The organism is Pseudomonadota bacterium, from assembly GCA_022361155.1.
In the GTDB taxonomy this organism is placed as follows: domain Bacteria; phylum Myxococcota_A; class Polyangia; order Polyangiales; family JAKSBK01; genus JAKSBK01.
In genome coordinates this window covers 1-21295 of record JAKSBK010000052.1, presented here as the reverse complement: position 1 = coordinate 21295, position 21295 = coordinate 1, and the positions used below count along the sequence as shown (strand labels likewise).

14 protein-coding genes are annotated in these 21295 nt (G+C 65.7%); 5 read left to right on the top strand and 9 right to left on the bottom strand.

Annotation, left to right across the window (positions count from 1 at the left end):
• Positions 1-199: 199 nt before the first annotated feature.
• The gene (locus tag MJD61_01475; protein ID MCG8553947.1) at positions 200-565 is read left to right on the top strand and encodes a hypothetical protein; all 366 of its coding nucleotides are present in this window, start codon (positions 200-202) and stop codon (positions 563-565) included.
• A gap of 137 nt (positions 566-702) precedes the next feature.
• Entirely contained in the window at positions 703-1803 is a 1101-nt protein-coding gene (locus tag MJD61_01470; GenBank protein ID MCG8553946.1) for a TIGR04552 family protein, read from the top strand.
• A 69-nt stretch (positions 1804-1872) separates the two neighbouring features.
• Here MJD61_01470 and MJD61_01465 read toward each other — a convergent pair whose 3' ends face one another.
• The 4 genes from MJD61_01465 to MJD61_01450 form a co-directional block, all read right to left on the bottom strand.
• Positions 1873-3885 carry a protein kinase gene (locus tag MJD61_01465; protein ID MCG8553945.1) on the bottom strand — a complete coding sequence of 671 codons (2013 nt, stop codon included), beginning with the start codon at positions 3883-3885 and terminating at the stop codon, positions 1873-1875.
• Positions 3886-4114: 229 nt separating this feature from the next.
• Positions 4115-6205, bottom strand: a complete 2091-nt coding sequence (locus MJD61_01460) for a hypothetical protein (GenBank protein ID MCG8553944.1) — start codon at positions 6203-6205, stop codon at positions 4115-4117.
• A gap of 17 nt (positions 6206-6222) precedes the next feature.
• On the bottom strand, positions 6223-8103 hold the full coding sequence (locus tag MJD61_01455; GenBank protein MCG8553943.1) for a hypothetical protein: 1881 nt from the start codon (positions 8101-8103) through the stop codon (positions 6223-6225).
• 341 nt (positions 8104-8444) lie between these two features.
• Entirely contained in the window at positions 8445-8873 is a 429-nt protein-coding gene (locus tag MJD61_01450) for a response regulator (GenBank protein ID MCG8553942.1), read from the bottom strand.
• 564 nt (positions 8874-9437) lie between these two features.
• On the opposite strand from MJD61_01450, the gene MJD61_01445 reads away from it, so the two are divergent.
• Complete coding sequence (locus MJD61_01445) at positions 9438-9899, top strand: cytochrome c (protein MCG8553941.1); 462 nt, start codon at positions 9438-9440, stop codon at positions 9897-9899.
• Positions 9896-11008 (top strand): hypothetical protein, encoded by a 1113-nt coding sequence (locus MJD61_01440; GenBank protein MCG8553940.1) that lies wholly within the window; start codon positions 9896-9898, stop codon positions 11006-11008. The genes MJD61_01445 and MJD61_01440 overlap by 4 nt, the downstream gene beginning before the upstream one ends.
• Before the next feature lie 687 nt (positions 11009-11695).
• Here MJD61_01440 and MJD61_01435 read toward each other — a convergent pair.
• From MJD61_01435 to MJD61_01415, 5 genes are all read right to left on the bottom strand, one after another.
• Entirely contained in the window at positions 11696-13426 is a 1731-nt protein-coding gene (locus tag MJD61_01435; GenBank protein MCG8553939.1) for a hypothetical protein, read from the bottom strand.
• A gap of 147 nt (positions 13427-13573) precedes the next feature.
• Entirely contained in the window at positions 13574-14791 is a 1218-nt protein-coding gene (locus MJD61_01430) for an ATPase (GenBank protein MCG8553938.1), read from the bottom strand.
• Positions 14788-16362, bottom strand: a complete 1575-nt coding sequence (locus MJD61_01425) for a sugar ABC transporter ATP-binding protein (protein MCG8553937.1) — start codon at positions 16360-16362, stop codon at positions 14788-14790. The genes MJD61_01430 and MJD61_01425 overlap by 4 nt, the downstream gene beginning before the upstream one ends.
• Entirely contained in the window at positions 16359-17465 is a 1107-nt protein-coding gene (locus tag MJD61_01420; GenBank protein MCG8553936.1) for a substrate-binding domain-containing protein, read from the bottom strand. The genes MJD61_01425 and MJD61_01420 overlap by 4 nt, the downstream gene beginning before the upstream one ends.
• A 267-nt stretch (positions 17466-17732) precedes the next feature.
• Positions 17733-20609 carry a polymer-forming cytoskeletal protein gene (locus MJD61_01415; protein MCG8553935.1) on the bottom strand — a complete coding sequence of 959 codons (2877 nt, stop codon included), beginning with the start codon at positions 20607-20609 and terminating at the stop codon, positions 17733-17735.
• 185 nt (positions 20610-20794) lie between these two features.
• On the opposite strand from MJD61_01415, the gene MJD61_01410 reads away from it, so the two are divergent.
• A partial coding sequence (locus tag MJD61_01410) for a hypothetical protein (GenBank protein ID MCG8553934.1) occupies positions 20795-21295 on the top strand: 501 nt, incomplete at its 3' end.

Sequence of the window (21295 nt, the reverse complement as noted above, 5' to 3'; positions counted from 1 at the left end):
GCCCCGACGCTTTGGGGCCAACGACCTTCATGCCGGCGTCACAAGCGCAGCAGCTGTCGAACGCTGGTTGATGGCGGACAGGACGGCCGCTTGTACAAGATTCGGCGAAAACGCCGATTGCCTATAGAATCGAGATTCCCGGTGTAGTACAAGCGCCTCGGCAATTCGGCGCCTCGTTTAAGCCCTGCGCCAGCGGATCATGCTCAAACGTCCTCTCGTTGTAGGCTTGGCCCTTGTGATTCCCATCGCGGCGGCGATCGCGTTGCTGGTCACCACTGGCGAGCCGGCCCTCCTGGGTAATGTCCTGATGCTGGCTGTAAGCGTCGGCATATTCGTCGGAACGCTGTCTCTTGGCGACCGACCCGCGGCGCTTGGGGACCGAACCGCGGCGCTTGGGGACCGAACCGCGGCGCTTGGGGACCGAACCGCGGTGCTTGGGGACCGAACCGCGGCGCTTGGGGACCGAACCGCGGCGCTTGGGGACCGAACCGCGGCGCTGGGTCGCACGGAGGCGTTGCCGGCTCCAGTGGAAGGCTCCAAGTTGGAGCGTACAGGAGAGCATTGAGCACCCGCCCCGCCTTGCGCGCCTACCGTTTGGTGTCCGGCGGTCGCTTGGGACCGGTCGCTGCTGTGAAGCGCGCGCGATGCGTGCTCCCGCAGGCTGGCGCTGGATCTGCGCTCTAGGCTCTTCACGAGCTACGAATGAACAAGGTGCCCACCGCGGACGCGGGACTCCGACCGCTTGAGCAGCTAAGGCTTGCCGACCTCGAGGCGATCCGGCTGGTCCTGCGGGGCGGCTCGATCATCGACTGGCATCGCCTCAATTTCAGGAGCGCCGAGCAGGCTGCGGACTTCCTGCGCGCTCAAGAGCTGTACGTGGAGCTGCCCGAGGACATGGAGCGTGCCCGCAGCGTCAAGGATGCTGCAATCCGCTACCTTCGCAGGAGCTTCCAGTTTCCGATTCCCAAGCCGGTGGAAGCACTGGACCCCGCGGGCTTGCTCATGCTGGCATCCAGTCGTGGCCATCGCCAGCTGTGCGCGTGCACCATCCTGAAGGTAATGCACATCATCCACCACCTCGAGGCTCATGAGCTGCTCTTCATGCTGCCGGTTTCTGACCAGGAGGTTTTCTACCTGGTGGAGGAGAAGGTCTATCGCGTGATCGGAGGAATGCTCGCGCGGGGCTTCCCCATTCTGGAGTTCGTTGGGGGCCGCAAGAACAAGGACTCACTCTACACCAAGCTGCTTTCCAAGCCCGAGACGGTCGCGGCGCGCATCTACGACAAGCTGCGATTTCGAGTGGTGACGCGGTCCGCCGACGATATCTTTCCAACCTTGGAATACCTGCTGCGTTACGTTTTTCCGTTTAACTACGTCATTCCCGGCCAGTCCACCAACACGCTGTTCCACTTTCGCGCATACTGCGAGGAACGGCCGCACCTGTCCGCATTGCTCCAAAAGCTGCAGCTTTCGCCGGATCTCGAGGACCAGTTCACCAAGATGGAGAATCGGTTCAGCGCGCCTGACTACAAGGTTGTTCACTTCGTGGTCGACATGCCGGTGCGCTTGCCCGACAAGATCTTGAAGCTGGCACCGCCCGCGGCGCGCAAGCTCGGCCCCACGATCTTCGTGCAGACCGAGCTGCAGATCATCGATCGGGAGACCGAGCAAGCCAACGAGGCGAGCGATGCCAGCCACTCGGCCTACAAGGAGCGGCAGAAGCTCGCGGTCATGCATCGTCTAAAGGTCGGCTTGGAACCACCCCGCAGCGAGCGCCGCCGCCAGAGCACGAAACGGGATTAGCTAGCACTGCAGGCCCCAACCAACCAGGATTCCTGTGGCGAGGCACTAGGCGGAAACGAGGGTTTGGCGTCAGCGTGCTGAGACGTTGACCGTGAGCTCGGTCTTGCCCGTGGCGGAGGCCACGATCCGGTGCTCGGATCGGTGGTTGGCCGTCTGGATGATTACCCTATGGGGACCCGGCTTCAACTGTACGTCGAGCGGCGTGGTTCCGACATGGATTCCGTCGATCAACACTTCGGCGTGGATTTCTGGTTCGGTAGAGACCGAGACCGTGCCCGCCTGAAGGAACTGCGCAAGCCAGTAGCCGGCGCCGCCCAAGACCATGGCGGCAAGCACCCAGAGCACGGGTAGTGCTCGGCGGCCTGTCGCCCTGGGGCGCAAGGTGTCAGCTATCGAGGCCACCGGCGACGGCGGCTGCGCGGCTTCCGGGCCGCGGTACGACGAGGGCTGCGCGGGCGGTGCCAGGCTCAGGGGCTTCAAGACTGGTCCGCTCAGACCGATGCCTTCTTCGGTGTTGAAGAATACTTCGGTCTCCTCCTGATCGAATTCCATGTTCTCGTAGAAGTTGGTGGGTTCTTCATCGAAGCGATCGGACGGCCGCTCTTCCCCGTTGGTCGGCGAGGGCAAGGGCACGGCCGTGGCCTCGACTTGTGGTTCAGGCGGCTCGGGACTCTCGAGGTCACCACCAAGCAACGGCTCCGCGATGCTCTTGGCTGGCTCGGGAGCGTCTACGGTGATCTCCGGCTGTTCCTCGATGCCGGCTTCCGCAGCCTCCAGCTTGCTGTCGTAGAAGCCCTCATCGCCCAGGCTTTCCTCTTCGGCGGGGCGTTCGCCAAACGACTCAGGATCCAGCTCGGCGGCGCCACGCTCTGTCGACTGATCTTCGAACTCGAGCTCCTTGGCAAGATCCGCGAACGCATTGGGCGCCTCTTGGGTTTGCTGCGGCCGTTCGGTCATGGGCTCGGCCTCGGGGGTCGGCCTATCGACCGCGGGCTCGGCTCGAGGCCGTTCGACACCGCCCGTCATGGCGAAGAAGTGCCTGCGTTGTTCTACGATACCGGGCTGCCGGCTTGCATCGAGCAACTGCGTCAGGCGGTCCTGGTCGCTCTCAAGCTCTTGCATGAACGTTTGCTGCATCCACTCCGCAAGGCGTCGTGAGCTATAGCGGGGATCGTGCTCGTCGAGAAAACCCTGCAGCGCATCGTTCAACGCGCCGGCGCTGGACCAACGTTTCTCGGGCTCGAGCGCCAGCGATTTCTGTGCGTAGCGCTCCAGCACGATGCGCGGGCTGTGCTGGGCCGCCGATAGTGGGGGCAGCACCGCCTGCCCCACGGCCTTGAGCGTTGAGAGCTCGTCGCCGCCGGCAAACAGGCGCTTGCTCGTAGCCATCTCGTAAAGCGAGATTCCGACCGAGAACACGTCGGAACGGTGATCGACGGTTTTGCCCTTCACCATCTCGGGGCTCATGTAACCGAGCTTGCTACGAAAGGCGTCGACGTTGGTGTGCGTTGCGCGCCCGCTCGCCTTGGCCAGCCCGAAATCGATGATCTTGACCTGACCTTCGTAGCTAACCAGGATGTTGGTCGGCGACAGATCGCGGTGGACAATGCCGATCGGGTTGCCGCCGGCGTCCGTGAGGTTATGCGCGTAGTCGAGAGCCTCGCAAACGCGGGAAGTGATCCAAGCCACCATCGCAGGCGGCATGAGCTCACCCGTTCTTTCCAGACGTTTCTGGACTTGCGCGAGATCCTTGCCTGCCACGTACTCCATGGCCATGTAGAGCGACTCCCCGACCTTTCCGAGCTCGTAGATGGACGAGATGCCGGCGTGATTCAGCCGGGCCGCCATCTTCGCTTCGCGTACGAAGGTCTCTACGAACTCGGCGTCGCCCGCCATCTGCGGCAGGATCCGCTTGATCGCTACGATCCGCTCGAACCCTGCTTCCCCCTGTACTTTGGCTCGATAGACAGCTGCTGTCGCCCCCACCTTGATCCGGTCAAGCAGCATGTAGCGCCCGAATGGAATGAGCTCGTCCGGTCGCCAGTCTTGAGGCTCAGCCTGCTCGTCACCGAGGGTGTCCATTCAGTCCCCCCCTTTACCACGACGGGCAATTGGCTTCCATTTCCGATCACGCGATGCCGCCACAAGTGTCCGTTCCGGGAGCGTGGTTTATTGAGCCGGCCGCGCGCTCTTGACGAACGCGTGGTATTGCGGAGCCTCCTTGGGTCGCCCTGGCGGCAGCAGGCTAACACAGCTCACGCGCGACGCCGAACCATACAAGTGGGTATGGGTGTGCAGATTTCGATGCGGGCTAGGGTCCGAGCGCCCGCCAGCGTGGACCGGGCCCGCGCAAGGAGGTTTCTGCCGAGCGGCTGTTGCCGGCGAGGTCGGTCGCTCGAATCGACACCACATGGCTGCCAGGCGGTAGCTCGTACAGCTCCAACCGGAACCGCTCTCGCCGGGTGTCGAGCAGGCCATCCAGGGGAAAGAACACCCGCCACGGCATGCCGTCCACCGCGTACGCGAGGTTGGCGATCGGACCCATATCGTCGGTAGCGATCCCTTCGATGCGCTGGTCCCGCGGGCGTTGTAGCTTGACGCTGGGTGCGTGGTTATCGATCAGGACGGGCTCCGACAGTGCGCTGGCCGTCAGGTGCAAGCGCTCAGGATTGGAGCGCTCGTCCGACGCCTCTACTCGAACACGGTAGTAGCCATCCGGCACTCCCGAGGTGTCCCACTCGTACTCGTTCTTGGTGAGGATTTCGCTCTCCGGCAGCATCGTACGCCACACGCGCTGCCCTTCCGCCCGGTAATGCAGCCTATAGCGCAGGGGGTCGGCATCCACGGAGTCGGCTGCCCAATGGACTCGATAGCGCGCGGTGGGCGGGGGGAACAGCGCCGCAAGGGGCTTCTTCGCTTGTTTGGCTTCTGTGATCTTGCGGCTGGGAGCTACGCGGACATCGCTGACCGTGGCCCGCTGGTTCTGGGGAAGATAGTGCAGCGTCAACGCGTACAGTACGCTGTCGCGCCCCGTGAGCTTCGCGCGCACCTGTACGAAACGGGCTGCGGGGCTGCGGACCGGGCCTGCGGTCGCTAGAGCGCTCGACCAGTCGCTCCAGGTGTCGCCCGGCAGCTCGGTGTTGCCTGAACGGGTCTGCAAGCTCACGCTCCCCTGTGCCCGCCAGCTCAGCTCGCCCCAGCGGGACAGGAACTCCGCATCCAGGGCCTTGCTCGTCCACAGGCTCTCGGCTTCGTGTGGTGGCAAGACCCGATACACTGCCGCCCCGTCGCCCGCCAGGAACGCCGGGTGCTTTCCACCCAGGCCGAGCGCCAGCACTTGGCGCTCGGCCACCTCGACCCACACGGCGCTCGTGCGATCCCGCGTCACCCGGTAGACGCGGCCCTTGGTACCGTGACCCGCGTAGATGGCGCCGTCTGCCGCGAGCTCGACGGAAGTGAAATGCCCCTCGTCCGAGGCGAGCAGCCGCTCGACACGCCCGTCCCGCGCCCGCAGCCACAGCCCGCCCTTGCCAGCCTTGGGTCGCTTGGCCTGATTCGACGCTTTGCCCGAGCTCTCCGGCTTGCTCTTCTTGCTCGTCAAGTCCGGCGGCTCGGGAAACTCGTTGGCGGCCACGGCCACCTCCCCATCACGCACCGACAGGGCCGTGATCTCGTTGCCCGGAAAATCGTGCAGCACGACCGCCCGCCCCACGCCCGACAGGCGAAGCAGCAGCGCGTTATCGCTGGTGCCCGCGTACAGCCGGCCGTCTGCATCGCCGCCCAAGCACATGACGTGGGCCGCATCGCTGTCGAAGTAGGACTTGGCTCGCCCTTTTGAGGTCACCTCGTAGATCTTGCCTTCCGGGCCGGTGCCGGCGAACAGCTTCTTGCGCTGCGGGTCGAAGTGAAGCGCCCAGACATGGCTTGCGCCCTCAAGCTCGACGAACGGACGCACGCGTCCCTTGGCTCTGACCTCGAAGATGCTGCCGCCGGGGAGCGTACCCGCGTATAGCCGGCCGCCAAAGCCGATCGCGAGCGACGCGACCAACAGCTGCTTGGTTTCGGCATACAGGTCGATCCTGGCACCGCGCACCCGGTAGATGCGGCCCTGGTTGCCCGTTCCCAAGTAGAGCGTACCGTCTCGCGCGCGCACCATGCTGTAGGCCAGCGCCTCTTCGTCCAATCCCATGCGTGTGGTGTCCACACTGCGCGTGACCGAGCCGTTCGAGTGAACGGCGGTACCTTCGAGCTTGCCGTCCGCAAGATCCTTGGCGCTGTCGAGGACGAAGCGGCGCGTGGAGACCGCATGCGCTACGGCTGACAGCGCGCACAGAAACAGGCCCACGGTCGCGATTCGACGGCTGCGCAGCCGGGGTCGCCGCTGTGGCAAATCGGTTCTCAAGGCCAAGAGCCGGCTCGCTATCGGGGGGATTGGCGCACCTTGAGCTTGAGCTTGGCGGAGCCGCGCAGCACTCGGCCCACATCGAAGGCGTGATGACGTTGGGTCGAAAAAGGCTGCCCGCGGTTGCTCTCGTTCGCGCGCTGCAAGGCGTCCAGAGCCGAGCCGGGCAAGCGCCGCACCACGTGACCAAAAAACCTCAGACCGTGGGTCCGGAGGCGGGTCGAGATGACCAGGGAGGTGGCCGGAAACCCCGCCCGGATGGCTTGAAAGAGGTCGTCGAGATCCCGTGGCTTGGGCGGCTCGATCGGTACCTCGTGACCGGGCCGCACCAGCAGCTCGATGCCATCGCCTGCCGCGCTGGTGGGGATCGGCACGCTGAACGTGTGCACGGCTTCCGCTTCTCCGTAGGGTCGCAAGGTGATGTGGACCCGTGCCTTGCCGCCGGGATCGACTTCGTTGCTACCCACCGAGGCGTCTAGCAGATGCACTACGTCGCGTGTGAAGCGCAAGTGCAAGTCGAGCTCGACGCCGGTAACGCGCGCAGGGCCGAAGGGGTTGTTGAGCGAGACGGCGAGCACGTCGAACAGCCTCAAACGTCCCAGTGCGCCCCGCCCGAGCGCTCCGGTGCTCGTGGATTCCGTATCGACGGTCTGTATCACGCCATGGTTTGCGACATGCACCTTGCTGATCGCTCGGAAGGTCACGTCGCCGCGGTCGCTGGCACTCGCCCTGACCGCGTCAGAGATGGCGGAGTAGGCCAAGGTGGAACTCAGTCCGCGGTGTTCGGCGAGTCTCAGATTCCACGTTGTTCGAGGCGCATCGGGGACACCATGCAGGCGTACGCGTAGCGGAATGCTGTGGGGCAACGCCGATGTGTCGGCCACGATGGCCGACTGGCGGTCGTGGATCAGCGCTCCGGCCGGGCGAAGCGCCTCGGCGATCTTGAACGATCGCCTCGCGCTGGCCAGCACGTGTACGACGCGCGAAGTTGCGATCGGTAACGCGACCTGGCCTGCGTTCAACATGGGGTGGCCGAACGCAAGCAGGCGCTCGCGCCTCACGTGGGTCACGGTGCCGACGGCGGTCGCAGATACATCGCCCGACACGAGCTGCACGGCGATGGAGCTGCCGCCCTCGAACGGCCGCGTGCGTTGTTCTCGCCTCTCCGTTGCCCGCGCCGGCCTTGTCGCTGTCGCTTGAGCAACGCGCTCCTGTGGGCGCAGCCCTCCACCCGTCTGCAGTGTGACCAAGCCCCAGCGGCCCAGGCGCTCTGCGAGCTCGGACGAGGTCTCTTGGGTCAAGCCTGCAAGCAGTACTGGTGTTGCCGCGGGCTCGAAACGCCGGAATCCGGCCTCCGTGGCCGTTTTCAGGGGGAGTGCACCGCTGCCGTGGTTCGGTGCCGGCATCGATCCCCAGCCCCTGCGTCCAGGTCCTGTCCCGTCAGGGCGACCCGATCGGGACAGGGCAGCCGACTGCTCCGAAAGGGCCGTACAGCGGCCGAGGGGGCACCAGGGCGAGGGCCGGGTGGGTCTGTCAAGCTCCGCGAGCATGTTGCGAATGGGAGTGATTCCGGCGATCGGATCGCGACCAAAGGGCCAGGCGTACGCGTACGCACCGGCGAGGCGTCCTTGCAGGAATATCGGGCTTCCGCTCATGCCGGCTACGGTAGTCGCGTGCTGCAACACCGGATGCGAGGTACGCACCAGAATCAGGTTTTGGTCGGGCCGGAAGTTGTGTAGGACGTCGATGACCTCGACACCGAAGCGTTCGGGCCGCTGGCCACGGAATACCGTCAGGCCGTGGCCTTTCATGCCCGGTCGGATTTCCGCGACGCCGATGGTCGTGGAGCGCGCGCGCCCCAACGACAGGAAGCCCGCGAACGACACACACAGAATCAATAGGATCGCATGAGTTCGGTACACTGGCGCTTGAAGCCTGCAATTGTGGCCAGGACCCGCCATCCCTGGCAAGCGGTGCTAGTGTCCTGGAACAGAAATCTCACACACAATTCGGCGGCCCTTGACGCCGATTGAGCCAGCGACCGCCTTTCGCCTATCTTCTTGAAACGGCTCTGCACTGCACAGGAATCGAACCGCAGCCGGCGTCGATTCGCTGGCTCCTTCGAGGCCAATTGCTCACCGAGTTGTGCAAGTAATCACTGTTCCAGGACACTAGCGGCGTGTGGAGCCCGCGAGGCGGGCAGGTAATTGTGCGGCCGGTCCTCAGGTGCGGGCCGGTATCACCGAAGCGGTACGGGCACCTTGCCTGCAATGCTGAACCCGGCCAGAAGCTGGCTGAACGCTTCCATTCTAAAGGGCTTGATCAGAACCGCCACCGCACCCGCCAGCTTGGCGGCCAGCTGCAGCTGCGGCGATTCCTGCGAGATCATGATCACGATTGGAACATCGGGGTAAGCTTGGCCCAGCATGCGCGCAACCTCTAGCCCGCTGGCGTCCCGCAGCTGGTCGGCTATCAGCACGACATCGACGGGCCACTCCCGCATCAGCGCTGACGCGCCGTCGCCGCTCACCGTGCCCACCACGCGGTGGCCGCGCAACGTGAGCATGCGTGCCAGACGCCACTGTAGGTCCGGATCCGCTTCGACCAGCAGCACGGACGGCCCTGCAGCCAGGGCGGCACCGATTCGTTTTTTTCGGCCCTCGCTCAAAGTCTCACGGTCTCCAATCCCCGACGTGCAAAACGCTTCATGTGCGCCAATGTTCCCCAATCACCCACATCGCTCGCGCCGCAGCGCAGGCGACACAGGATAGGTGGTTGCTGCGCTTCATGCAACACTGCCGTTGTGGGGCCGCGTGCCGTGGTTGCGCAATGCTGCTCGAGGGCCGCGCGCAATGCTGCTCGAGGGCCGCGCGCAATGCTGCTTGGGGCGCACGCCATACCGCTTGGGGGGGTACGCAATGCCGCTTGCGTCGGGCGCCGGACGCCGTTGACATAAACGACGCTGCTGGCGGTTGGTACCGATGGAGAGCTGAGGCCGTTTGCTACGGTCTTCGGTTCGCGTCGACCTGGTCGGCGCCAATGTGAGAATTGAGTTGGCAGCCAGACCCGCCACACCATAATCTGCCCACCTCGCAGGCGCCGAACGCCGCTGGCTGTGTTGCTCCTCTCCGAAATATCCGCAGAATTCCTCGCCGTCGCGCCTTGCCGGGGCCGCCCGGTCCTGTGCGATCTGTACAGGTCATGGTGTGGCGGGTCCTTACTGCTGGGATCGATGGTATTGCTTGGCGCTTGCGGTGAACCTGCCACACCGCTGAGGGAGTGGACACCCGAGGATCACGGCCAGCCTTCGGTGCCCGATCCACGACGCGTTGCGTCGCCCTCCAGCGACGAGCCCGCACAGGGAGGTGAAGCGCGAGCGGTGGTCGCACTCTGGAACGTCAGCTGCGCAGGTTGCCACGGCCGTCAGGGCGATGGGCGCGGCGAAGCCAGGCCAAAGGGCGCGGAGCTCGCGGACTTCAGGACGTCCGGGTGGCAGCGGGCCCGCAGCGACGAACAGCTGGCGCAGGTCATCCGTTCTGGCCGGGGCCTGATGCCGGCGTTCGGAGATCGTCTCAACGCGAGAGGGATCGCGGCGCTGGTGTCGCACATCCGTTCGCTGGGTCGCGCCGGGGAAACTGCAGCGGCTCCTGCGCTGCCCGAGGCGAGCGACTCGGAGCCTGCGAGGACTCCATGACGACGACTACTGCGGTCGCCGCGCGCCTGCGCCGTGGTAGCAAGCCTGTTTCGCTCCGGGCCGGGGCGCTGCTGGGTGTGGCGATGTGTCTTGCGCGTGCCAACGCAGCAGCGCAGCAGCCGACCTCCGAGACATCGGCCCCGGGCGGCGCCATGTCCGCGGTGCGGCCTGGAGTGATCGTCGCGCGGCCCTCGACTGCTGCGGGGATCGAGCGGGTGGTAGCCGATTTCGTACTCGCAGAGCTTCAGCAGGCGGCGGCTTTGGCCGGCTACCTACCGGTTGCCGAGCCGCAGGTGCAAGGTCTGCTTGCGCAACTCGGCGCGAGCCTGCCGCTTTCGCCTGCAGACCTTTGGCGTTTGGCCTATCTCGCTCATGCTCATCGGGCGATCGGAGCCCATGTTTGGGCCGAGCAGGGTCGTTACGTGGTCGAGGTTGCCGTGGCCAGCTTGGATGGACGCGGACCCTTCGTGCGTCGGGCAGCTGCTGGGCCTGCCGAGCTGCGCACCGTAGTCGCCGGGCTCGTGCGGGAACTGCTGCCGACGCCGCAGCCAGTCCATGAGGTGCAGCCTCCCGCCGCCCGCCAGGGCCCGGCCCCCGCAAGCCGATGGGAAGAGCATATGCACGGGCCGCCCGAGGTGGATGCCTTGCAGCGAGAGATGGATGCGCAGTCCTACCGTGCACCTCGCCAGCGTTGGATAGTTGCGCTCCAGACCGAGGCGGCCGTGGGTGCCTCCGCTCAGAAGTTCTACAATCACCTCTTGGGCGCTCGGATCGCGTACCGGCTGAGCAAGGAGCTGAGCCTCGGGGCGTACCTCGGCTACGCGAACCTTCGCGGCCGTGACAGTCGCGTGCACAACCTGCTGGGCTACCTGCAGCTCGAGGACCGCGTGCAGGTAGCACCAGGTAACAAGGTCCACATTCCCATTCGCGGTGCCGTGGGTTACCTGCCGCGCAACGGAGTGGTACTCCGCTTGGGCGCGGGCGTTTCCTATCCCTTCAACGACAGCGTGGGGATCGTGGTGGATATCGTCACACCCACCTTTTGGATCGTGCGGGGCAGCACGCTCTTCTCTCTCGATTTCGCCATCGAAATCGACTGGCGCTTTTGACCCGCTGGCCTCGACGCGCGCCAACCCGGCGAGTGAGCGTGGAGGCGGGGTGGCACGCGCTACGCCCCCGCAAAGCGTCCCGACCGCTTCGTGGGGGGTCGATTTCGTGGGGTCGATGAGGTGTCGCAAACAATGTGCACGCTGTGCATGCATGCCGTGCACGCCGTGCAGCTGACCACGAGGCTGACTTCACGGACTTCGCCTGGGCTGCCGCCACTGTGCTTTCCACGCACCGGATTCGCGTCATCCCCAGGGCTCGCTGCCCTGGCCTGATACTTGCTCTGACGTCTGCTGGTGTGTTTGCCGGCATGCGGCAAGACCGCGGGTTTCGAAACGCAAGTGGTGCCGTCGCCGGCGGCGGCACGGGACAAGGGCTCTGGTTTTGCTCCCGTGCCTGGTACCACGGTTTCCCGAATGGGCATGACCGGCTCTTGGCTACGGGGGATTTCAATTGCGGTTCCAATTCAATTGCGGTTCCAAAGACGACATCCTGTCTACACCTTTATCCGCGACGCAAGCGGTGAGGGAGCCGGTGACGTCATCGGCTTCGACTTCCATCCTGATGAGAACGTGGATGTTGCTTTCGCTCGCTAGGTGGGCACAAGGGGCTGACGCGGGCAGGTGTCCTGGGAGCACTCGCTCCCAGGACCTTGCCCGTGTTGTACCCGCGGTTGTGCCATGGAGTGTCTAGTGCGCGATCCCTGTAAGGGGGTCATCGTCTGGGGCGACTCCCCGGGGGCTCTTGTGCCTGCGCGGGCGGGGTTTCTTTGGTTCGGGCGGTGATGAGCGCTGGCGTCGAGATCGAGGGCTCGAGGTTTTCTGTGTCTGGGCGCGACGTGGACCCGTGTGCTCTGCTTGTGGTTTCCTGGGCCGTGCGGATCCGGAGCTCGCGCGGGCTGCGCGCGCCGGGCGCTGCACCTGTGGGGCCGTCTTGGAGGCCTTGGAACCGCGTGTCTTGCTGGAGGCAGAAGACGCGGGCGAGCTGGCTTTTCCCGGCTCGGCGGCACGCGCTGCTTCTCGGCGACCAGTGGGTTGCGGTTTGGGTGGGGGCAGCGCGGTTTCTTGTGCCGTGGACTCGCTGCTACCCGAAACCGCGGGTGCTGCAGACGTCGTAGCTTCGGGCTGCGGCGGAGCGGCAACGGAAGGGCTCGAGGCTGAGGCAGGATCAACGGCGTCTGTGTCGGCGACGGCCGCGCCTTCGGACTCGGGTGGCTGCGACTCCGCGGCCACATGCTCCACGGTGGCACCCTTGGACTGAGGCCGGATCCAGCGCCAGTAGTAGCCCAGTCCGAGGGCAGCGATCGCCAAGAGCATGGCTAGCCAGAAGACGGCGCGGCGATGGAACGGAACCAGGCTTCGCCGCATCGAGCTGAGCGCCGCCTCGTCCACCTCCTCTCTCAGGCTGGACGTCAGGGACTCTACGTAGGGACTCGCGTCGGCGTACTCCTCGTTCAACGGCGGCGGTTCGCTCCATGGGCCAGGGCGGCCCCGGGCCTCGAGCTGCTCCGCGTGCTGCTCGTAGCTCGCGACCGTTTGTGGGCCGGGCTGGGGCTGGGGGGCTTGCGAGCCGGTAGCGGAAGCCCCGGCTCCTGCGCTCGCCTGCTGTGCGCCCGGCGGCGCGTCGCTCCAGAAGTCTCGGTGTCCCAGCGCCTTGGGCTGGGCCAGGTAGTCCCCGTATTGTCCCGCGCCCGGTGGAGCACCGGTGTCCGGTGGACCGTCTCCACCGTGCAGGTTGCCTGCGCCCTGTGGCCCTGGCTGCGGCGCGTAGGGGCCGGCGTCTTGCTGCCAGTCCAGGTTCGGCGCGCCGGCTGCTGCTCGTCGGGTCAGAAGTGCCACGCAAGCCATCCCAAGACCCGTCGCGGCCGTAATGAGACACAGGCTGCGACCTGCCGTGTCCGTCCGGCTCCAAGCCTGCGTCAGGCCGCGGTGCTTGAGGGCGTACGCGATCAGCGCAGTCAGCGTGGGCAGCAGGCAGGTCCCGAAGCCCAGCAAACGCCACGACAGTGGACGGGTCCGCATCAGCGCTCCGCCGGCCACCCAGAACACGGCCGAAAACAGCGCAAACCAAGGCGCGGGCGTGCCAAACAAGGGCAGGCGAGGCGTCATGCTGCTGATCAACAGGGCGCCGAACGCAGCCAGCACGGGTGCGAGCCACGTGAACGGCTGGTGCTGCATGGCGCGGACCAAGAGCGCCAGCAACCACACCCCTGCGGCAGTGCCACCCAGCGCCACGCCGAGCAGTGCCGCCTGGGTCGACCAGCTGACACCAGCGCCCGATGCCTTGGCGAGCGTCAGCGACCGCAGCGGCCCTTCCTGAGCCTCGAGCGCACTCAAGGCCCCGCCGAGGGCGTACCCGTCGGCCACCACCAGGGCCACGATCGCCACCATCCAACGCCAATGTCGACCGAATACAGCCACGGCTTGTGCCTTCCGCCCCAGGGGCTAGGGTGGCGCGTAGTGCGTCCAGGCACAATAGGCCGCTCGCGCGTTCGTGCCATCATTACAGTTGAACTGTATCTCTTGGATGCACCACCAGCGAACATGACCCGTCAGCGCCGTGGTGGCTCATGCTCTCCTGCGGCTGAGCGTGACGTCCATCCATACCGCGAGGGCCAGCACGAGGCCGCGGGCGATGAACTTGTTCTCTGGTGATACCGCCATCAAGGTCATGCCGTTGAGCAGCGCGGCCATGATAAGGGCGCCGAACAGGACGCCGACCACGCTGCCGCGCCCCCCTTTGAGGCTGGTCCCGCCAATTACACAGGCCGCGATCGCGTCGAGCTCCATGAGCTGGCCGATGGTGGTCGTGGAGGAGCCCGCGTAGGCGGTTTGCAGGAAGCCCGTCAATGCCACGATCAGCCCCATGATGGTGAAGGCACCCACCGTGACCCGCTCGATGGGCACGCCGCTGATGCGCGCCGCGTCCTCGTTGCCCCCGATCGCATACAGATAGCGGCCAAACGGCGTGTGCTGGGTCAGGACATGGATCGCCGCGGCGGTGAGCGCGAGGATAACCGCCGCAAGCGGAAGCCCACGATACTGGGAGGTGACCAGGATCGTGAGCGCGATCAGCTGCCCGGTTACGAACACGCGCAAGAAGGCCGTTTCACCGGCCTTCTTGCTGCGCGCTTCCCGCGTTCGACCCAAGTGCGCGCGCAGCGAGCCCGCGCCAAGCGCCCCAACGACCAGCGCCAGCAGCACCCAACTTGCCCACGCCGGTAGATAATACGTGGTCAACGACGAAAACAGGTTGCTCTGTCCGCCCGGGACCACGGGGATGGTGGCGCTGGCAATAGCCTTCCAGTGCAGTCCCTTGAACGCGAGCAGCCCGCCGAGCGTGATGATGAACGCCGGAATACGCTGGTGCACGATCAGCGCCCCCATGCCTGCGTAGAGCAGCACCCCCGCCATGGTCGCAACCACCAGGGCGACCGGTGCGCTCAGGCCGTGCCCCAGCACAGCGTCCGAGTGCTGCCCGAGCAGATGCGCCACCAGGCCATCCGGATTCATCACCAGCATCGCCGCAAGCCCACCCAGCAGGCCCACGCCGCTGCCCGCCGACAGATCGATGTGCCCGGGCACAATCACAAGCAGCATGCCAAGGGCCAAGACAGCAGTCACAGCGAGCTCGATCGACAGCAGCGAGAGGTTGCGCGGGCTGATGAAATCGAGACGCCCGGTGCTCAGGTAGCCCTGCAAGCAAAAGAACGCCACGATCGCGGTCAACGCGATCAGCATGGACACGTCGCGCAAGGAGAGGGCAGGGCGGTCAGCGCTGTTCACCGGTTGGTTCCGTCTTCCGAGTGGCCCATGGCCGCCGAGAGCAGTGCTTCTTGGCTTGCCTCGGTGCGATCGAACCTACCTCCGATGCGGCCCTGCGCGAGCATCAGGATCCTATCGCTGAGGCCAAGCAGCTCAGGCAACTCGCTGGAGACGAGCACCACCGCCACCCCCCGCTCGGCCAATTGTTGGATCAGCTCGTAGAGCTCGAGCTTGGCGCCGATGTCGATGCCTCGGCTGGGCTCGTCGAGCAAGACGACCTTGGGTTCGGTCATCAAGGCCTTGCCCAAAACGACCTTCTGCTGGTTGCCTCCAGAAAGCGTGCCGACCGTGGTGTCGAGGTCTCGCGTCTTGATGCCCAGCGACTCCACGTATTGCCGTTCCGTCAAGTGCTCTCGTGTTTGAGCAATGAGCCCGCGCTGAACAAAGGAGCCGAGGCTCGAAAGCGACATGTTGAAGGCTACCGATTGTCCGAGCACCAGCCCGTGGCGCTTGCGGTCTTCGCTGACCAGCACCAGGCCGCGACGAATCGACTCCGCAGGCGTGTGGCCCTGCAGGCTCTTACCGTCGAGCTCGATCCGACCGGCCTGGCAAGAGCCCCAGGCACCGAAGAGATGCAATAGCAGCTCGCTACGCCCCGCCCCCATCAACCCGCCGATCCCGAGCACTTCCCCGGCGCGCACCTCGAACGAAATGTCGCGCAGCCGTGCCTTCGCATGAGGTTGCTCGGCTACCTGCAGCCCTCGCACGCGCAGGCGTTCCTCGCCCGGGTGGCGTTCGCGCTTGCTGAACACATCTTCCAAGGGTCGGCCCACCATGTCACGAATCACCTCGGAAATGCTCGTGTCCTGGGTCCGTCGCGTGGCGATGCTCTTACCGTCGCGCAACACGGTGATGCGGTCCGCGAGCGCGAACACCTCGTCGAGCTTGTGAGAGATGTAGATGCTGGGAATGCCGCGTCTGCGCAGGTCCCGCAGGATCTCGAGCAGGATCTCGACTTCGTGATCGGTGAGCGCGGCGGTCGGCTCGTCGAGAATCAGCAGCCGCGCCTGCTTGGCGAGCGCCTTGGCGATTTCCACCAGCTGCTGCCGGCCCACGCCCAGATCGCCAACACGAGCACCTGGGTCGAGGTCGATTCCAAACCGCTCGAGCAGGGCTCGAGCCTCGAGCTCCATGCGCTTCCAGTCGATGAGACCCCAGCTGCGAGCCCAGCGCGCTGCCAGGGGCTCTCGGCCGAGGAAGATGTTCTCGGCGGCGCTCATGTCTTCGACCAGCGCCAGCTCCTGGCAGATCACCGACAGCCCGGCTTCTTCCGCGTCGCGGATCGATTTGAACGCCACCGGCTCGCCCCAGAGCTCGACTTCGCCCCAGTAGCTGCCGTGGGGATGGATGCCGGACAGGACTTTGATCAGCGTGCTCTTGCCCGCACCGTTTTCGCCACACAGGGCGTGCACCTCGGCTTCGTGCAGCTCGAAGCTCACCTCGTCCAGTGCGACTACCCCGGGAAAGCGCTTGCTGAGCTTGTGCGCGCGCAGGGCGGGGGTGGGCTCCTTGGCCAACTCTCGCCCGCTCACAGCTTTGCCGCGGGCCTCGGCGGTCGCTCCGCCTCAGGAACGCCTTCGTAGACGTCGTCGTAACGGTGAAAGCCATCGGCGATTACCGTGTCGAGCAGGTTGCCTTTGCGTACCGTGACCACCTGGAACAGCACGGCGGGCACGTCGATCTTGCCGTTGTAAACCGCGTGGCGAGCGACGATGGGCTTTCGGGTCGCCATCTTGACGGCCACCTCCGCCGCGCCGCGGGCGAGCGTCTTGAGAGGCTTGTAGATCGTCATGCTCTGCGTGCCGCGCGCGATGCGCTGCACCGCCACCAGGTCGGCATCTTGCCCGGTGACGAGCATCTGGCCCGCAAGGCCCTCTTCCAAGAGCGCCTGGATCGCACCACCGGCAGTGCCATCGTTGGACGCCAGCACGGCCTCGAAATCCGAGCCGTGTTGCGTCAGGGCAGCGTTGACGATCTTCTTTGCGTTGGTTGGCTTCCACTCGTTTGCCCAATCCTCGAACAGCACGCTCACGTGGCCAGCCTGGATCGCGGCTTCGAGCACGTTGTCCTGGCCCTGCTTGAACATGGCGCTGTTGTTGTCGGCCGGTGAGCCGTAGATGCGCACGATGCGAATAGGGTTGCTGGCGGAAGGCTTCAAGGTGTCGAGCAGGTACTGCGCTTGCAGCTCGCCTACGCGCACGTTGTCGAAGGATAGGTACAGGTCCAGCTCGCAATCGCGGATCAGGCGGTCGTACGCGATAACCGGGATGGCTGCCTTGTGCGCCAGCCGCACAGCTTTTGCCATGGCGGTACCGTCGTGTGGAATCAAGACCAACACGTTCACGCCGGCGGTGATCAGCGATTGGACGTCCTGCATCTGCTTGACGTCGTCGGAGTTGGCTGACTGAACGAGCACCTTCGCGCCCAGCTCTTCGGCCCTAGCCACGAACACGTCCCGGTCGCTCTGCCAGCGAGCCTCCTGGAGCGTATCCATGGCCAGCCCGATCAGCATTGTCGGTTGCGAGGGGCCTGCGCCGTGCCCATTGTTCGCGCCGCCGCCTCCATTGGCGATCACCACGCCGATGAGCACGCTCAGCACGAGGGACGCCACCACCAGGAACGTTCGAACGGTCATGTTGCAGCTGCCTGTCGCGCCCCAGTGACCGCGACCGCAAGGATTCTGCGTACAGGGCAGCGCTCCGTCAACTCTTGCTAACTAGTTGGTGCCCGTCCCGAAACTCACTCCCGTCGCCTGGCTTGCGGCGTGGGGCCGTCTGCCGCGCCGTCTCACGCTCGACCCTGCTCGATTCCAACCGCATGCGCTGCATTTCCTCGGTTCGCCGACACGCCATCCGACCCCGCGGCGCTGCGCCATGCTCGGTCCGGAGGTTCGGGACGGGCACTAGTTGATTGGCAGGCACTCGTAGCTGGCGCTCCACTGATTGAGCTTGGGCGTCCTGGCTCCCGCGGAATCGGGTTTGAGCGTCGCTTTGATGCGAGCGTGCTTGAGGAAGTTATTGGCGCGGCCGATGGCGACGCCGATATCGGCAGGAGGTTCGATGTACTCGCACACACCATCATGACAGGTGGCGCCGCTGCCGCACTCCTTGTCGACGAGGCAGGCGTTTCCGGTCAGGTACTGGCAGACGCCCGCAATGCAGCTTCCATCGCTGCTGCGAACGCTGCAGTCCGCGTCGCTCCTGCACGGTCCGCCGGCCTGCACCCTGGCTACCGTGGTCAAGCTGCAATGTCCTGTGTCCTGCGCCTCGTCCGCGCTGCAGGCCTCGAACACGATCTCGGTTCCATCGGGCATGTCCGCCGAGTACATCAGGTCCGACCAGTCCGGCCGCTCGGTGCCCCGGCACTTGCGACTGTCGATGTCTTGCCAGTAGCTTCCGGCAGTGTAAGTGGGCGCACTCGGTGCAGTCGCCAGGCACGAGCCGCCCCTTTCGATCATCCTGTCGAAGTGGATCTTGACGTCGTTCGATGCCTCGAAGTGCCCCACGGAGGCAGCGCCGAAGAGCTCGAGCCGGCCCGAGAACGTGACCCGGGTGGGGTTGGCCGCAAACAGGCTCCCCGCGATCACGGTGTCCCCCGAGAAATCGCTTAGGTGCGATCTTCCGGTAGGGCCTCCGATGTACAGGCGCAGCATTGCCGGGTAGTTGGGGTTGCCCAAAAAGAGCCTGTCACGGGCTCTGAGCTCGCCTCCGACGAACATATCCAGTTCGGCGCCCGGCTCGAGATCGAAGTAGGCGGCAGCACCCAAATCGACGTTGCCGGCGATGTACAGCGCGACTCGACCGTGCGCCACCAGCGTGAGCTCTGCGCCGCTTGTAATTTCGTCGAGATAGTAGTGGCCGGCGGGCAGATCGATGCGCATGCGGGTCGATGTGTCCTTGATCAGGTCCGCGCTGAGTCCGATCCGGTCGTTGTCGTTGTGGTGCTTGCGCGGCTGAACGATGGCCGGCACTACCACGGGCCCGCGTGCGCATGTGCCGCACGGCGTCGCAACCGCCACTGCTTCGGTTTCGAGTCTCCCGTAGCGGATGCTGCCGTCGAGCAATGCGCTTGAGCTCTTGTGCAGCGTACCGCTGACATCGAGGTTTTCTGCCCTGATATCGCCCGCAACGTACATGTCTCCGGCCACCTGGAGGCTGCTGCCGATCGTGGCGGTCCCAGCCACGCGCAGATCCCGGTGCACGCGAGCTTCGTCGCCGAGCTCGAGCTCCTGGTGCGAAGCGTGCGTCAGGTCGCCCCAGATCTCGACCGGCTGCGCTGCCGTGAATCGACCTTGGTTCAGACCGACGTGACCGCCCAGGCCGTTCGGAAGGTAAGGCCCCGTGCGGCTGTCGTAGGCGTCCGCGACCAAGGGGCCGCTCACCTCTACTCCGCCACAGGCACACAGCGCATGGGTGAAGACTTGCCTGGCCAGGCTGCCTGCGCACAGGTTTTGCGAGAGCGCTGCAACGCTGATCGGGTCGCCCAGCTCCGCCTCCGGGTCTGGCGGAGGCAGCCTGAGCGCCACGCACGAGCCGGCGACGCAGCCCAGCCCCGCTCCGCAAGCGCTGCCGCAGCCCCCGCAGTGTGCGTTGCTTGTGAGTGTATTGATGCAGCTGTTGCCGCAAGGGCTGAGACCGGTCTCGCAGGTCGCCTTGCATGCACCCGCCGAGCAGACCTCGCCGCTGGCGCAGGCCACGCCGCAGTCCCCGCAGTGAGCCGGATTGTCGGCCACCGAGACGCAGCCTTGCTCGCAAAACTCGTGATACGGCGGACACACGGCCTCGGGCAGGTCACCGCCGCCCGGCTTCAGGACCAGTCCCCCGCCTTCGCTCCACGCAACATTACGCGAGTTCGCTGCAGTGAGTCCTTCCGGCACGGGATCGAGGTAATCACGCACGCGAAAGCACTTCGGGCTGCAGGCGTCGCACTGTTCGACGCCCGTGTCGGGATCCACCAAGGCCGACGGTTCGTGGTCAGCCGCCAGGTAGCTTTGCACTCCTTCGCAGCCGGTCCATGTTCCCTCTCGGCAGTAGCGCTTGCCCGCATGGCAGATTGTGAGCCCGTCGCCGGTCGTGCTGGGCGCCAGCTTGCAGCTGACCGGTGCAGTGCCGTGGCCGCACTCGCAGCCTTCGGCGAGGCGTACGCACTGATGGCACTGGCGTCCCTGGGCGGGGTCCGTGTCGTCGCAGTCGCTTCCGAGCGCGCAGCCTGCGCCGTAGCCGTCGCCGTCCAGGTCCACGCACGCGATCGGAACCGTGTTCGGCGCGCCGGGCGCCCGGCGGACAGAGCCACCCTGCATGCAGGCGCCAAAGAGCAGCGCGGCGAGCGGCCCCGTGACGATCCAGCCGACCAAGGACAGGCCGCGCCGGGTAACCGGGGGTGCGGGCTGCTCGATCACGACCACGTTGTCGTCCTCGACGATGATCGTCGTACGCTCGCCCAGCACGATGCTCGTGCGCTCCCCGAAACCGATGCTGTCTCGGTCGCCGCTTACGATGCTCGATCGGCCGCCCCACCAGCTTTCGCGCTCGCCCGCCTGCCTGAACTGCTCGGCGCCGGGATCGAGCAGGCTGAGCCGCTCACCAAACACGCCGAGTCGCTCCCCGAGCAAGCTGCTGCGAGCAGCGAGCACGCTGCTACGGTGCCCTTCGGCTTCACGGCCGGCCGCGTCACCCAAGACGCTGGCACGGTTACCGAATAGGCTGCCACGGTCCCCAAAGACGCTGATCCGCCCGAAAGGTGGGAGGGATGCGCCGCTGGGGTCGTTGTCGTCGCTCATGGACGCACGATTCCTCGCATCAGAGGATCCAACGGCTGACTCAAAACCGTTTTTTGGCCGTAGCACGCCGGGCCGTCGCTTTTTTCGTGAACATGTGGGACAGCGGGCAGTCGAATTCCAGCCATTTCAGGGGCTTGACGCCTTGGGGTTCGGCTCGCTCCGGTTTGGGCCGTTGCAGGATTCGCATGCAGAAACCGGGATCCCAGTCGCCGCCTTGGGTGCCGGTGGCGCCAATCGGCTTGCTCGCGCTGCTTTTGGCCTGCCAGGGCGAGGTCGTGCAGGCCCCGGCGCCGCCGCCTCCGGACGTGCTGGGCCGGGATGGCTCGGTCCCCGCCAGGCCGGGAAACCCTGTACCGGGTGACGCCTGCGTCGGTCAGACTCAACGGGCCCGCCGCGTCCAGCTGGACATGTACATCATGCTGGACCGCTCCGGCTCCATGATGGGCTGGCTGGACGCTGCGAGCGATACCCGGAGCAAATGGCGAGCGGTGGTTTCGGCGCTCGAAGAGTTCTTGCGCGATCCGCGCTCCAAAGGTTTGGGGGTGGGGCTGCAGTACTTCCCATTGCCCTGCGGGGGTGTGCCCGACGCGTGCGAGCAGGATACCGAATGCGCCGGCAACGGGCCCTGCCTGAACGGGGTCTGGTCGGATCGCAGCACGCTGAAAGTGCGCTTCTGCGCTAGCGAC

Coding starts and splice junctions, on each gene's coding strand:
- MJD61_01475 (MCG8553947.1), top strand. CDS start 200: ATGCTCAAACGTCCTCTCGTTGTAGGCTTGGCCCTTGTGATTCCCATC.
- MJD61_01440 (MCG8553940.1), top strand. CDS start 9,896: ATGACGACGACTACTGCGGTCGCCGCGCGCCTGCGCCGTGGTAGCAAG.
- MJD61_01445 (MCG8553941.1), top strand. CDS start 9,438: ATGGTATTGCTTGGCGCTTGCGGTGAACCTGCCACACCGCTGAGGGAG.
- MJD61_01465 (MCG8553945.1), bottom strand. CDS start 3,885: ATGGACACCCTCGGTGACGAGCAGGCTGAGCCTCAAGACTGGCGACCG.
- MJD61_01415 (MCG8553935.1), bottom strand. CDS start 20,609: ATGAGCGACGACAACGACCCCAGCGGCGCATCCCTCCCACCTTTCGGG.
- MJD61_01470 (MCG8553946.1), top strand. CDS start 703: ATGAACAAGGTGCCCACCGCGGACGCGGGACTCCGACCGCTTGAGCAG.
- MJD61_01420 (MCG8553936.1), bottom strand. CDS start 17,465: ATGACCGTTCGAACGTTCCTGGTGGTGGCGTCCCTCGTGCTGAGCGTG.